The sequence below is a fragment of the Pseudomonas sp. QTF5 genome (genome assembly GCF_000512695.2).
In the GTDB taxonomy this organism is placed as follows: Bacteria; Pseudomonadota; Gammaproteobacteria; order Pseudomonadales; family Pseudomonadaceae; genus Aquipseudomonas.
Genome location: NZ_AZRW02000011.1, coordinates 16493 through 28995 on the forward strand (window position 1 = coordinate 16493; position 12503 = coordinate 28995).

A 12503-nucleotide genomic window follows, 5' to 3' on the forward strand; every position below is an offset into this window, starting at 1 on the left:
ACATAATTTTGTGAACACCACAGATCTAATGTGGGAGCGCGCTTGCTCGCGAAGGCGTCATCGGCCACACCACAATACCCGGCACTTACATCCCATGCTGCTTGAGCAACTTCTCATAACTCCCATCGGCCTTCATCGCCGCAATCTCACGGTCGAAGCCGGCGACGATCTGTTCGTGCTGCGGGTTCTTCAGGCTCACCAGAATATGCAGGCTATTCTCGCTCAACGGCTTGGGTAAAAACTCCACGGCATTGCGTACCTTGGATGACTCCCGAGCGAGGTAATGCCGTGCGACGAACTCGTCTTCCAGGGTCAGTTTGACCCGGTCGGCCGCAACCATGCGCACGGCCATGGCGAAGTTATGCACCGGGACTTTCTGCAGCGACACATCGTCGTCGAATTCGTGCGAATAGCTATAACCGCGCACTACCGCTATCGGGTAGGTATGCAGTTGATGCAGGTTGCTGAATTCGATCGGCACGTCCTTGCGCTTGAGAAAACGCACACGGTTGAGCAGGTACTCGCTGGAAAACTGCCCCAGTTTTGTGCGCTCGTCGTTGTACCAGGCGTTGACCAGTACGTCGTAACGCCCCTCGCCTACCCCAAACAAAGCTCGCGCCCAGGGCACCTGTTCGAAATCACTGGCATAACCGGCCCGAGCCAGCGCAGTGCTGACGATGTCAGTAGCCAATCCGCCATTGACCAACGTGGCGTCGGTAAAGGGTGGCCAGGCATCAGCTACCAGACGCAGCTTTTCCGCTGCCGCAGCCTGTGTCAGCAACAGCAATCCAATCAAAGCAAACGCTCGATGCAATCGCGGCATGCTTGAAAATCCTTAGCGGGCGGGCTGCCCTACGTGTTTTTCAGCCAAAACTCCAAGGCCCTGGCAATAGCTCATTGAGGCCATTGCACAGCGCTTCATCGCAGATTACACAAAGAAGACAATCTCGCGAGAAATGAATGATGGCATTTTGGCCTTTGTCACAGATTTCTCTGCCATCAAGACATCTCGCGTCAGGACGCTTAGTATCGGAGCAACGTTGTTCAAGGAATCTGAAGATGACAATCGATTGGGTCTGCAAGCATCACAGCGATCTGGGTAAAGAGCAGCTGTATGCCGTTTTGCAGTTGCGCGCCGAGGTGTTCGTCGTCGAGCAGAAATGCCTTTATCAGGACATCGATGGTCAGGACCTGGAAGGTGACACCTGCCATTTGATGGGCTGGGACGGGGATCGGCTGGTGGCTTACCTGCGATTGCTCGACCCGGAGTTACAGGGTGGTGACGTGGTGATAGGCCGAGTGATCATTGCTCCCGCTGCACGCGGCACCGGGCTGGGGCATGAAATGATGAGCCAGGCGTTGAAACAAGCCGCCAAACGCTGGCCTGAAGTGCCGATCTACCTCTCGGCCCAGGCGCATTTGCAGGGGTATTACGGGCAGTACGGGTTTGTTGTAGTGGGGGAGGAATATCTGGAGGATGACATTCCGCATATCGGGATGCGTCGCCCATAAAGGCCTCTTCGCGAGCAAGCCCGCTCCCACATTTGATCTGCTATGTGCACCTATTTTGTATTCACGGGCGATCCAGTGTGGGAGCGGGCTTGCTCGCGAAGGCGTCAGCCGCGACACCACAAAATCTCAGGGATACTCCAACACCGCTTTAATCTGCCGCAGATTACGCTCGATCCACCCCCGATCAATCGCCCCCCATTCGCGAATCCGATAGCGCCCCGCATGGTTGCGCGCGCCTTCTTCCTGCTCGAATTCACAAACGATGTCCAGATCCGCCAATGCCGCGATGGTGTCCTGGGCCGTGCGCCGGGGCATGCCGGTGACTTCGGTCAGCGCCGGGACACTGCTGGCCAGCCCGCTGTCGATCAGGTACGCCACGTATAGCCGGCGGTAAAAGCTGCTCTTGGTCTTGCTCACATCCATCTGAATATCCCCGATCGCTTGATCCTTCAGTGCATATCCCGCCACGTCAGGTACACCCGCAGATCGAACTCCACCTGGTGATACCCCGGCAACATGTGTTCGCACAGCTTGTAGAACGCCTTGTTGTGATCCGACTCTTTAAAGTGCGCCAACTCATGCACCACGATCATTTTCAGAAACTCGGAAGGCGCTTCCTTGAACAACGAGGCCACACGAATTTCTTTCTTGGCCTTGAGCTTGCCGCCCTGCACCCGCGAGATTGCGGTGTGCAGGCCGAGCGCGCGGTGGGTCAGGTCCAGACGGTTGTCGAATAACACCTTGTCGATGGCCGGGGCGTTGCGCAGGTATTCCTGCTTGAGGTCCAGGGCATAGGTGTACAACGCCTTGTCGCTCTGTACGCCGTGCTTTTCCGGATACCGCTGGCTCAGGTAATCGCCCAGCCGACCTTCGGCGATCAGCTGGCGCACCTGGTCCTGCAATGTAGCGGGATAGGCCTGGAGGTATTTCAACGCAGTCATTGGGGCGGCAACACGAGTCACGAAAAGGTCGCCAGTGTAACGAATTCAGGCCGGCCTTTTGTTAAAACCGGTTACCTATTGCGACTTCACTCTAGCCCCGGATCCGCGAAAGCAAAGGCTGCCGAGATGCCATCACTTCATTAAAGTTTCACGCAGCCGACCAACGGTCAGCCCTACAGGCCCCATAAACCGGGAAGGATGGCATTTCGACAGGATGTTGACGCCAACCATCTGCCGGACGGGCATTAACAAAGATGTCTTCAACGCTTATAAAGACTGCTCAAAGGCGCTGGCTAGAGCTACGGCACGTGTGTGCTAAAAAAAAGTGGAAGCTTACATATGATCGATCTCGCAACCTGGAACCTCAGTGTTCCTGTCGGCAGCCCGCCATATACCGTCGAAACAGCGAAGCTGGTAGACGGCTTCAAGGATCAATACTTCCACTCAGACACCGGTACATTGTTTTTTTGGACCCCGGTAACTGGCTCGCGCACTCAAAACGCAAGCTACCCGCGCACCGAACTGCGCGAAACCTACAGCAATGGCACGCTGAAAAACTGGTACTACCCCCATGCAGACAACTTCTTGCGTGCGACCCTTACGGTCAACCAGGTACCCAGCTCAGGCAAGATCGTCATTGGCCAGATCCATGCCCACAACAGCACCAAGCCCATGGTGAAGGTCGAATATCAATACAAAGCCACCAGCGCGACCGGAAACATCGTTGCCAAAGTCCGCATGCACCCCGACGACGACACCGGCCGGGTCATCACCATCGCCACCGGCGTGAAACTCGATCGGGAATTCTCCTACCTCATCCACCTCAGCCCCGGCGGCGCATTGGGCATCAGTGCGGCAGGCTACCAATGGGACACCGACATCAGCGCGATGTGGCGTGATAAAGCGTTGTACTTCAAGGCCGGGGTTTATGTGCAGGACAACACCGGGTATTCCACCGAAGGCGGGAAAGTGACGTTCAGCAAGCTGGATATCGATCACGATACGTAACCCCCTTCAAAACTTCGGCCATATTTCAGGCAATAAAAAACCCGCATCGCTGCGGGTTTTTTATGTCACTCAAACGCAGAAGGCTTAGTTCACCTTGGCGTTCAACTCACCCTTCAAATAGCGCTGGAACATCGCTTCCAACGAGATCGGCTTGATCTTCGAAGCATTACCGGCAGTACCAAACTGCTCATAACGCGCAATACACACATCACGCATCGCAGTCACAGTCGCGCCGAAGAACTTACGCGGGTCGAACTCGCTCGGGTTGGTAGCCATCAGGCGACGCATCGCGCCGGTGGAGGCCAGGCGCAGGTCGGTGTCGATGTTGACCTTGCGCACGCCGTGCTTGATGCCTTCGACGATTTCTTCAACCGGTACGCCGTAGGTTTCTTTGATGTCGCCGCCGTACTGGTTGATGATCGCCAGCCACTCTTGCGGAACCGAGGACGAACCGTGCATCACCAGGTGGGTGTTCGGGATGCGTTTGTGGATTTCTTTGATGCGGTCGATGGCCAGCACGTCGCCGGTAGGTGGCTTGGTGAACTTGTAGGCGCCGTGGCTGGTGCCGATGGCGATGGCCAGGGCGTCGACTTGGGTGCGTTTGACGAAGTCAGCGGCTTCTTCCGGGTCGGTCAGCATTTGGCTGTGATCCAGAACGCCTTCGGCGCCGATGCCGTCTTCTTCACCGGCCATGCCGGTTTCCAGCGAACCCAGGCAGCCCAGCTCGCCTTCTACCGAAACGCCGCAGGCGTGAGCCATGGCTACGGTTTGTTGGGTAACGCGGACGTTGTAGTCGTAGTCGGTCGGGGTCTTGCCGTCTTCGCCCAGGGAACCGTCCATCATTACCGAGCTGAAGCCCAGTTGGATGGAGCGCTGGCAGACGTCAGGGCTGGTGCCGTGGTCCTGGTGCATGCACACCGGGATGTGCGGGAATTCTTCGATTGCCGCCAGGATCAGGTGACGCAGGAACGGTGCACCGGCGTATTTGCGAGCACCGGCCGAAGCCTGGACGATCACCGGGGAGTCAGTCTTGTCAGCGGCTTCCATGATGGCGCGCATCTGCTCAAGGTTGTTGACGTTGAAGGCTGGAACGCCGTAGCCGAACTCGGCTGCGTGGTCCAGCATCTGGCGCATGCTGATAAGTGCCATTGTGTGTGTCTCTCCCGGTTGAGGGTCGTTAATCGTGCCAGCCTGCCGTAGCGGCGGCGGCTATTCAAGTTATTGCAGATCGGGGGTTGGCCGGCTGCGGATTCGGTGCTGCCTAAATCTTCAATACTGCACAGAACCCTGTGGGAGCGGGCTTGCTCGCGAATGCGGTTCTACATTCAACATTGCTGCAAGCTGATCTACCGCTTTCGCGAGCACGCCCGCTCCCACATTTGGATCTGCTTCCACATTAGGTCTGTGGTGTTGCAAAAATTCTGTGGCCTTACTGCGCTTTACAACCGCGGCCGATCAAATCATTGGTGGCGACCCAGTACACCAGGCCTTCCTCACCTTTTATGTGAAACGCCAGCATATCGTTGCTGTACAGCGAACCTTCGGCGCCCGGTTCAAGCTTCAAGCGGTAGACCTGATCGGCGCCGCCCAGACGAACGTCGACTTCCTTGCGGCTGATGTCAGTGTAGCGCCAGAGCACTTTGGCCTGACTGTCGCAGGTCCAGGTGGTCCAGCTGTCCGCTGGCTCGGCAGCGTTGAACAGGTTCAAATTGGCGCAACCTGCCAGCAATGCCAGTGCCGCAACGGCGATAAAGCGTTTCATCCGTGTTCCTCGACTGACAGCGCACGCCGCCTGTCTTGAGTAAAGAGTCAGACCCCTCAAGGGCAACCATGTTCCTTGGCCGGGGTGTGTGTCTCATATTTGTCCAGGCCATCCGGCCCGGAACGCTTGTTGATCACCGGGTTGGTTTCCGCCTGCCAATCGGCCTGGTAGCAGCCTTTTTCCGGCGCACGCGGCTCGGGTTCCGGCGTGGCTTTCGGGATACTCCCGCAAGCCGCCAGCGAACCCGCGACGATCAACAGCGCTAAGGTCTTGACCATGTAAACACTCCTTTGCCCGGTCAAATGGACGGTCTCAGGCCTTGGCCCGGCTTTCCAGGACTTCAACGGCCGGCAGCACTTTGCCTTCGACGAACTCGAGGAACGCGCCGCCGCCGGTAGAAATGTAGGAGATCTGCTCGGCAACGCCATATTTGTCGATGGCCGCCAGGGTGTCGCCGCCGCCGGCGATGGAGAACGCCGAGCTTTCTGCGATGGCCTGGGCCAGCACTTTGGTGCCGTTACCGAACTGGTCGAATTCGAATACGCCCACCGGGCCGTTCCACAGAATGGTCTTGGACGACTTCAGCAGCTCGGCGAAATTCGCCGCGGTCTGTGGGCCGATGTCCAGGATCATGTCGTCTGCAGCCACGTCGGCGATCAGCTTGACGGTCGCGGTCGCGCTTTCAGCGAATTCCTTGGCAACCACCACGTCCACCGGCAATGGCACGCTGACCTTTGCGGCGATTTCACGGGCAGTGTCCAGCAGGTCCGGTTCGTACAAGGATTTGCCGACCGGGTGACCGGCAGCAGCCAGGAAGGTGTTGGCGATGCCGCCACCCACGATCAGCTGGTTGCAGATCTGGCTCAGGCTGTTCAGTACGTCGAGTTTGGTCGACACCTTGGAACCGGCAACGATGGCGGCCATTGGCTGAGCCGGGGCCCCCAGGGCCTTGCCCAGTGCGTCCAGTTCGGCGGCCAGCAGCGGGCCAGCAGCGGCGACTTTGGCGAACTTGGCCACGCCGTGGGTCGAACCCTCGGCGCGGTGAGCGGTGCCGAAGGCGTCCATCACGAACACGTCGCACAGGGTCGCGTATTGCTTGGCCAGTTCGTCAGCGTTCTTTTTCTCGCCCTTGTTGAAGCGCACGTTTTCGAACAGCACGATGTCGCCGGCTTTCACGTCGACACCGCCCAGGTAATCGGACACCAGCGGCACTTCGCGGCCCAGCGCCTTGCTCAGGTAGTCAGCCACCGGCGCAAGGCTGTTCTCGGCCGAGAACTCGCCTTCGGTCGGACGGCCAAGGTGCGAGCAGACCATCACGGCCGCGCCTTTTTCCAGGGCCAGCTTGATGGTCGGCAGCGAGGCCAGGATTCGCGCATCGCTGGTGACAACACCGTCCTTGACTGGGACGTTGAGGTCTTCGCGGATCAGTACGCGCTTACCTTGCAGATCGAGGTCGGTCATCTTCAACACGGTCATGGGTCGCAATTCCTGGATAGCTGTTTTAGAGAGCAGGTTTTGGTTGTGGTGCAGCTGTTTGCAAATAGTGTTCTGCAACGTCCAGCATTCGATTGGCAAAACCCCATTCGTTGTCGAACCAGGCCAGGATGTTCACCAGCCGAGGGCCGGAAACGCGAGTCTGACTGGCATCGACGATGGCCGAATGTGGGTCATGATTGAAATCACAACTGGCGTGAGGCAACTCGGTATAGGCCAGAAGGCCCTTGAGCGGGCCATGGGTGGCGGCCTCGCGCAGAATCCGGTTGACCTCGGTGGCGTCGGTATCGCTTACGGTCTGCATCGTAATGTCGAGGCAAGACACATTAACCGTCGGCACCCGCACGGCTTTGGCCTGAATTCGCCCGGCAAGTTCCGGCAACAGGCGTTCAATGCCTCGCGCCAGACCAGTGGACACCGGAATCACCGACTGGAACGCCGAACGGGTGCGACGCAGGTCTTCGTGGTGATAGGCGTCGATGACCGGTTGATCGTTCATTGCCGAATGGATGGTGGTGATCGACACGTATTCCAGACCAATGGCCTGATCCAACAGGCGCAACAACGGCACGCCGCAGTTGGTGGTGCAGGAAGCGTTGGACACCAGCAACTCGTCGCCGGTCAGGCAATCCTGGTTCACGCCGTAGACGATGGTGGCGTCGACATCCGCCTCGCTGGCCATCGGCTGGGAAAACAGCACACGTGGCGCACCGGCGTCGAGGAAACGCTGGCCATCTTGTCGGGTGTGGTAGGCGCCGGAGCACTCCAGCACCAGATCGACGCCCAGCGACGCCCAATCGATGCCTTCGGGGGAGGCACTGCGCAGGACCTTCACGCAGTCGCCATTAATATGCAGACAATCGCCCTCGACCTTCACTTCGCCGGGAAACCGCCCGTGAGTGGAGTCGAAGCGTGTCAGGTATTCGATGCTGGCCATGTCGGCCAGATCGTTGATCGCGACAATTTCAAACCCGGCCGTCGAGCCTCGCTCGAACAACGCACGCAAGACGCAACGACCAATCCGGCCGTAGCCGTTGAGTGCAACTTTGTAAGGACGCGGTTGAGGCATGGGGTTCTCGATTACCGTGGTGAATCCGTTATTGCAGCGTTGTCTGGACTATTGCCTTCGCGAGCAAGCCCGCACCCACAGGAGAATGCATTCCAATGTGGGAGCGGGCTTGCTCGCGAAGACGGCCGTCCAGACGAAGCAACTTCTGGATCAGTCTTCCAGCAGCTCTTCAGCCTGACCCAGGATGTTTTCCAGGGTGAAGCCGAATTCTTCGAACAAGGCAGGCGCAGGCGCCGACTCGCCGTAGGTGGTCATGCCGATCACGCGACCTTCCAGGCCCACGTACTTGTACCAGTAGTCCGCGTGGGCGGCCTCGATGGCGATACGGGCGCTGACCTGCAATGGCAGAACCGCTTGCTTGTAGCCAGCGTCCTGGGCTTCGAAGACGCTGGTGCATGGCATCGAAACAACACGCACCTTGCGGCCTTGCTCGGTCAGTTTGTCGAAGGCTTGAACAGCCAGGCCGACTTCCGAACCGGTGGCGATCAGGATCAGCTCAGGCTCGCCTGCGCAGTCTTTCAGCACGTAGCCGCCGAGTTTGATGCACTCGATCTGCACGGCATCACGGGTTTGGTGCTGCAGGTTCTGACGGGAGAAGATCAGTGCCGACGGACCGTCGTCACGCTCCAGAGCGCATTTCCAGGCCACTGCCGATTCAACGGCATCGGCTGGACGCCAGGTATCGAGGTTCGGCGTGCAGCGCAGGCTGGCCAGTTGCTCGATCGGCTGGTGAGTCGGGCCGTCTTCGCCCAGACCAATGGAGTCATGGGTGAACACATAGATGATGCGTTTCTTCATCAACGCCGACATGCGCACCGCGTTGCGGGCGTATTCCATGAACATCAGGAAGGTCGCGCCGTAAGGCACCAGGCCACCGTGCAGGGCGACGCCGTTCATGATCGCGCTCATGCCGAACTCGCGAACGCCGTAGTACATGTAGTTGCCGCTGGCATCTTCGGCGGTGACGCCTTTGCAACCTTTCCACAGGGTCAGGTTGGAGCCGGCCAGGTCAGCCGAACCGCCGAGCAGTTCCGGCAGCAGCGGGCCGAACGCGTTCAGGGCATTCTGGCTGGCTTTACGGCTGGCGATGGTTTCGCCCTTGGCTGCGACTTCAGCGATGTAAGCAGAAGCTTTTTCAGCGAAGTCAGTCGGCAGATCACCGCTCAGACGACGAACCAGTTCGTTGGCCAGCTCTGGGAAAGCAGCGGAGTAAGCAGCGAAGCGCTGATCCCACTCGGCTTCGGCAGCGCGACCGGCTTCCTTGGCGTCCCACTCGGCATAAATGTTGGCCGGGATTTCGAACGGGCCGTGGTTCCACTTCAGTGCTTCACGGGTCAGGGCGATTTCCGCGTCACCCAATGGGGCGCCGTGGCAGTCTTCCTTGCCTTGCTTGTTCGGCGAACCGAAACCGATGGTGGTCTTGCAGCAGATCAGCGTCGGTTGCTCGCTTTTGCGCGCTGTTTCGATGGCGATCTTGATTTCTTCCGGGTCGTGACCGTCAACGTTGCGGATCACTTGCCAGTTGTAGGACTCAAAACGCTTCGGCGTGTCGTCGGTGAACCAGCCTTCGACTTCGCCGTCGATGGAGATACCGTTGTCATCGTAGAAGGCGATCAGCTTGCCCAGGCCCAACGTACCGGCCAGGGAGCTGACTTCGTGGGAAATGCCTTCCATCATGCAGCCATCACCCAGGAACACGTAGGTGTGGTGATCGACGACGTTATGGCCGGGACGGTTGAACTGCGCCGCCAGGACTTTTTCCGCCAGAGCGAAACCCACGGCGTTGGCCAAGCCTTGGCCCAGTGGACCGGTGGTGGTTTCAACGCCCGGGGTGTAACCGAATTCCGGGTGACCCGGAGTACGGCTGTGCAGCTGACGGAAGTTTTTCAGGTCATCGATCGACAGGTCGTAGCCGGTCAGGTGCAGCAGCGAGTAGATCAGCATCGAACCGTGACCGTTGGACAGCACGAAGCGGTCACGGTCGGCGAACGATGGATTGCTCGGATTGTGCTTCAGGTAGTCACCCCAAAGGACTTCGGCAATATCCGCCATACCCATAGGGGCACCGGGATGGCCGCTGTTTGCTTTTTGCACGGCATCCATGCTGAGGGCACGAATGGCATTGGCACGCTCACGACGGCTGGGCATCGCTGTTCTCCTGCGGGTACTGAATCGAGAATGAATAAAACGAAACGGAAAAAAGGCGAGCATTTTCCCTCACCCGGACGCCTCGGGGCAATGACAGATAGTCATCCGAAGGCGTTTTTCCAATGGATAACGACGTATTTGGCTGATGAAACCTTTCCGCTGTTCGTTTGCTGACTAAACCTAACGCTGAGAAGTGCCGCCCATCGAGCAATATCAAAACTTTTTGATATTGCTCTTGCGATGATTTCTGAGCGTCACTAGACTGCTGGCCTTATGAATTTACGCGCGCCTTCCATTCGACATGACGATTGCGATGAGCTGGCGGCCCTGTGCAAGGCCGGCGGCGATCCTCTGCGGCTGAATGTATTGCGCGCGCTGGCCAACGATTCGTTCGGCGTACTGGAGTTGGCGCAGATCTTCAGCATCGGTCAGTCCGGCATGAGTCATCACCTCAAGGTTTTGGCCCAGGCCGATCTGGTGGCGACCCGCCGTGAAGGCAATGCGATTTTTTATCGTCGCGCCCTGCCCCACACCGATCTGTTGGGCGGCAAGCTGCACGCCGCGCTGCTGGAAGAAGTGGACAACCTGACCCTGCCGACTGAGGTTCAGTCGCGGATCGGTCAGGTCCATGGACAACGGGCGGCGGCCAGCCAGGACTTTTTCTCACGGGTCGCGGAGAAGTTTCGCGCCCAGCAAGACTTGATCGCCGGCCTGCCGCAATACCGCGAAAGCGTGGTGGCACTGCTCGACAAGCTGAGTTTCGACCCTGGCGCCACAGCCATCGAAGTGGGTCCCGGCGATGGCAGCTTTCTGCCGGAGCTGGCACGTCGTTTCACTCAAGTCACGGCGCTGGACAACAGCCCGGCGATGCTCGATCTGGCCCGTCAGGTCTGTGAACGTGAAACGCTGGCTAACGTCAGCCTGCAATTGGCCGATGCATTGAACGGGGTAAGCCTCAAGGCTGATTGCGTTGTACTGAACATGGTACTGCACCATTTCGCCGCACCGGCCGAAGCGCTCAAGCACATGGCCGACTTGCTGCAACCAGGCGGCAGCCTGCTCGTGACAGACTTATGTAGCCACAATCAGAGTTGGGCCAGGGAGGCCTGCGGTGATCTCTGGTTGGGGTTTGAACAGGACGATCTGGCCCGTTGGGCCACCGCTGCGGGACTCGTTCCCGGGGAAAGTCTCTATGTAGGCTTACGTAATGGTTTCCAGATTCAGGTCCGCCATTTTCAGCGACCGCCTGGCGACACTCACCATCGGTAAATTCAGGAAAAAATCGAGATGAGCGAATACTCCCTCTTCACCTCCGAGTCAGTGTCCGAAGGGCATCCGGACAAAATCGCCGACCAGATTTCCGATGCGGTGCTGGACGCCATCATTGCTGAAGACAAGTTCGCCCGCGTGGCGTGCGAAACGCTGGTGAAAACCGGCGTGGCAATCATCGCAGGTGAAGTCACCACGTCGGCCTGGGTCGATCTGGAGCAGATCGTTCGTGACGTGATCACCGACATCGGCTACACCAGCTCCGACGTCGGCTTCGACGGTGCAACCTGCGGTGTGATGAACATCATCGGCAAGCAGTCCCCCGACATCAACCAGGGCGTCGACCGTGCCAAGCCTGAAGACCAGGGTGCCGGCGACCAGGGCCTGATGTTCGGCTACGCCAGCAACGAAACCGACGTGCTGATGCCAGCACCGATCACCTTCTCGCACCAGTTGGTTCAACGTCAGGCCGAAGCCCGTAAATCCGGCCTTCTGCCTTGGCTGCGCCCGGACGCCAAGTCGCAAGTGACTTGCCGTTACGAAGGCGGCAAGGTTGTCGGTATCGACGCCGTTGTACTGTCGACCCAGCACAACCCTGAAGTGTCCTACAAAGACCTGCGCGAAGGCGTGATGGAACTGATCGTCAAGCACGTACTGCCTGCCGAGTTGCTGTCCAAGGACACCCAGTTCCACATCAACCCGACTGGCCAATTCATCATCGGTGGCCCGGTTGGCGACTGCGGCCTGACCGGTCGCAAGATCATCGTCGACAGCTACGGCGGCATGGCCCGCCACGGCGGCGGCGCGTTCTCCGGCAAGGATCCATCGAAGGTTGACCGTTCGGCGGCCTACGCCGGTCGTTACGTGGCCAAGAACATCGTCGCGGCCGGCCTGGCCGAGCGCTGCGAGATTCAGGTCTCCTACGCGATCGGTGTTGCCCAGCCTACGTCGATTTCGTTGAACACCTTCGGTACCGGCAAAATCAGCGACGACAAGATCGTCAAACTGGTTCGCGAAGTGTTCGACCTGCGTCCATACGCAATCACCACCATGCTCGACCTGCTGCACCCGATGTACCAGGAAACCGCTGCGTACGGCCACTTCGGTCGCACTCCGGCAACCAAGACTGTGGGCGACGATACGTTCACCACCTTCACTTGGGAAAAAACCGACCGCGCCGACGATCTGCGTGTCGCGGCCGGCCTGTAAGACTTTCCTCGCGGTACCCAAAGCCCCGCACGGTTCGCCGTGTGGGGCTTTTTATTGTCTTGCTGCTTGAGACCGTGTCGCCGCCTTCGCG

13 protein-coding genes are annotated in these 12503 nt (G+C 58.8%); 4 read left to right on the forward strand and 9 right to left on the reverse strand.

Annotated elements, in window-relative coordinates:
• Nucleotides 1-85: 85 nt before the first annotated feature.
• On the reverse strand, nucleotides 86-823 hold the full coding sequence (locus tag IC37_RS11235) for an ABC transporter substrate-binding protein (protein WP_030130219.1): 738 nt from the start codon (nucleotides 821-823) through the stop codon (nucleotides 86-88).
• Nucleotides 824-1059: 236 nt separating this feature from the next.
• Here IC37_RS11235 and IC37_RS11240 point away from each other — a divergent pair, with 236 nt between their 5' ends.
• Nucleotides 1060-1512 (forward strand): GNAT family N-acetyltransferase, encoded by a 453-nt coding sequence (locus IC37_RS11240; protein ID WP_030130218.1) that lies wholly within the window; start codon nucleotides 1060-1062, stop codon nucleotides 1510-1512.
• Nucleotides 1513-1638: 126 nt separating this feature from the next.
• Here the strand turns inward: IC37_RS11240 and IC37_RS11245 are convergent, their stop codons facing one another.
• A complete protein-coding gene (locus IC37_RS11245; protein WP_007894945.1) occupies nucleotides 1639-1935 on the reverse strand; it encodes a helix-turn-helix domain-containing protein in 297 nt (98 codons plus the stop codon).
• 26 nt (nucleotides 1936-1961) lie between these two features.
• Entirely contained in the window at nucleotides 1962-2453 is a 492-nt protein-coding gene (locus IC37_RS11250) for a M48 family metallopeptidase (protein WP_030130217.1), read from the reverse strand.
• Between the two features lie 339 nt (nucleotides 2454-2792).
• On the opposite strand from IC37_RS11250, the gene IC37_RS11255 reads away from it, so the two are divergent.
• The gene (locus IC37_RS11255) at nucleotides 2793-3461 is read left to right on the forward strand and encodes a polysaccharide lyase family 7 protein (protein ID WP_030130216.1); all 669 of its coding nucleotides are present in this window, start codon (nucleotides 2793-2795) and stop codon (nucleotides 3459-3461) included.
• 84 nt (nucleotides 3462-3545) lie between these two features.
• Here the strand turns inward: IC37_RS11255 and fba are convergent, their stop codons facing one another.
• The 6 genes from fba to tkt all read right to left on the reverse strand — a co-directional run bounded on the left by fba (nucleotide 3546) and on the right by tkt (nucleotide 9934).
• On the reverse strand, nucleotides 3546-4610 hold the full coding sequence (gene fba / locus IC37_RS11260; RefSeq protein WP_030130215.1) for a class II fructose-bisphosphate aldolase: 1065 nt from the start codon (nucleotides 4608-4610) through the stop codon (nucleotides 3546-3548).
• Between the two features lie 280 nt (nucleotides 4611-4890).
• Entirely contained in the window at nucleotides 4891-5223 is a 333-nt protein-coding gene (locus IC37_RS11265; protein ID WP_030130214.1) for an MliC family protein, read from the reverse strand.
• A gap of 56 nt (nucleotides 5224-5279) precedes the next feature.
• Nucleotides 5280-5501 carry a hypothetical protein gene (locus IC37_RS11270; RefSeq protein ID WP_030130213.1) on the reverse strand — a complete coding sequence of 74 codons (222 nt, stop codon included), beginning with the start codon at nucleotides 5499-5501 and terminating at the stop codon, nucleotides 5280-5282.
• Between the two features lie 34 nt (nucleotides 5502-5535).
• Nucleotides 5536-6699 (reverse strand): phosphoglycerate kinase, encoded by a 1164-nt coding sequence (locus IC37_RS11275; RefSeq protein WP_030130212.1) that lies wholly within the window; start codon nucleotides 6697-6699, stop codon nucleotides 5536-5538.
• 25 nt (nucleotides 6700-6724) lie between these two features.
• On the reverse strand, nucleotides 6725-7786 hold the full coding sequence (gene epd / locus IC37_RS11280; protein ID WP_030130211.1) for an erythrose-4-phosphate dehydrogenase: 1062 nt from the start codon (nucleotides 7784-7786) through the stop codon (nucleotides 6725-6727).
• Nucleotides 7787-7936: 150 nt separating this feature from the next.
• Complete coding sequence (gene tkt / locus IC37_RS11285) at nucleotides 7937-9934, reverse strand: transketolase (RefSeq protein ID WP_030130210.1); 1998 nt, start codon at nucleotides 9932-9934, stop codon at nucleotides 7937-7939.
• A 273-nt stretch (nucleotides 9935-10207) separates the two neighbouring features.
• Here tkt and IC37_RS11290 point away from each other — a divergent pair, with 273 nt between their 5' ends.
• Together IC37_RS11290 and metK are read left to right on the forward strand one after the other, a co-directional pair.
• Nucleotides 10208-11203 (forward strand): metalloregulator ArsR/SmtB family transcription factor, encoded by a 996-nt coding sequence (locus tag IC37_RS11290; RefSeq protein ID WP_030130209.1) that lies wholly within the window; start codon nucleotides 10208-10210, stop codon nucleotides 11201-11203.
• Between the two features lie 18 nt (nucleotides 11204-11221).
• Entirely contained in the window at nucleotides 11222-12412 is a 1191-nt protein-coding gene (gene metK, locus IC37_RS11295) for a methionine adenosyltransferase (RefSeq protein ID WP_030130208.1), read from the forward strand.
• The last annotated feature ends 91 nt before the right edge of the window (nucleotides 12413-12503 follow it).

Excerpts from the sequence above, each read along its gene's own strand:
- IC37_RS11275 (WP_030130212.1), bottom strand. The coding sequence starts at position 6,699 with ATGACCGTGTTGAAGATGACCGACCTCGATCTGCAAGGTAAGCGCGTA.
- IC37_RS11265 (WP_030130214.1), bottom strand. The coding sequence starts at position 5,223 with ATGAAACGCTTTATCGCCGTTGCGGCACTGGCATTGCTGGCAGGTTGC.
- fba (WP_030130215.1), bottom strand. The coding sequence starts at position 4,610 with ATGGCACTTATCAGCATGCGCCAGATGCTGGACCACGCAGCCGAGTTC.
- IC37_RS11245 (WP_007894945.1), bottom strand. The coding sequence starts at position 1,935 with ATGGATGTGAGCAAGACCAAGAGCAGCTTTTACCGCCGGCTATACGTG.
- IC37_RS11270 (WP_030130213.1), bottom strand. The coding sequence starts at position 5,501 with ATGGTCAAGACCTTAGCGCTGTTGATCGTCGCGGGTTCGCTGGCGGCT.
- IC37_RS11250 (WP_030130217.1), bottom strand. The coding sequence starts at position 2,453 with ATGACTGCGTTGAAATACCTCCAGGCCTATCCCGCTACATTGCAGGAC.
- IC37_RS11255 (WP_030130216.1), top strand. The coding sequence starts at position 2,793 with ATGATCGATCTCGCAACCTGGAACCTCAGTGTTCCTGTCGGCAGCCCG.
- IC37_RS11240 (WP_030130218.1), top strand. The coding sequence starts at position 1,060 with ATGACAATCGATTGGGTCTGCAAGCATCACAGCGATCTGGGTAAAGAG.
- metK (WP_030130208.1), top strand. The coding sequence starts at position 11,222 with ATGAGCGAATACTCCCTCTTCACCTCCGAGTCAGTGTCCGAAGGGCAT.
- IC37_RS11235 (WP_030130219.1), bottom strand. The coding sequence starts at position 823 with ATGCCGCGATTGCATCGAGCGTTTGCTTTGATTGGATTGCTGTTGCTG.
- tkt (WP_030130210.1), bottom strand. The coding sequence starts at position 9,934 with ATGCCCAGCCGTCGTGAGCGTGCCAATGCCATTCGTGCCCTCAGCATG.
- epd (WP_030130211.1), bottom strand. The coding sequence starts at position 7,786 with ATGCCTCAACCGCGTCCTTACAAAGTTGCACTCAACGGCTACGGCCGG.
- IC37_RS11290 (WP_030130209.1), top strand. The coding sequence starts at position 10,208 with ATGAATTTACGCGCGCCTTCCATTCGACATGACGATTGCGATGAGCTG.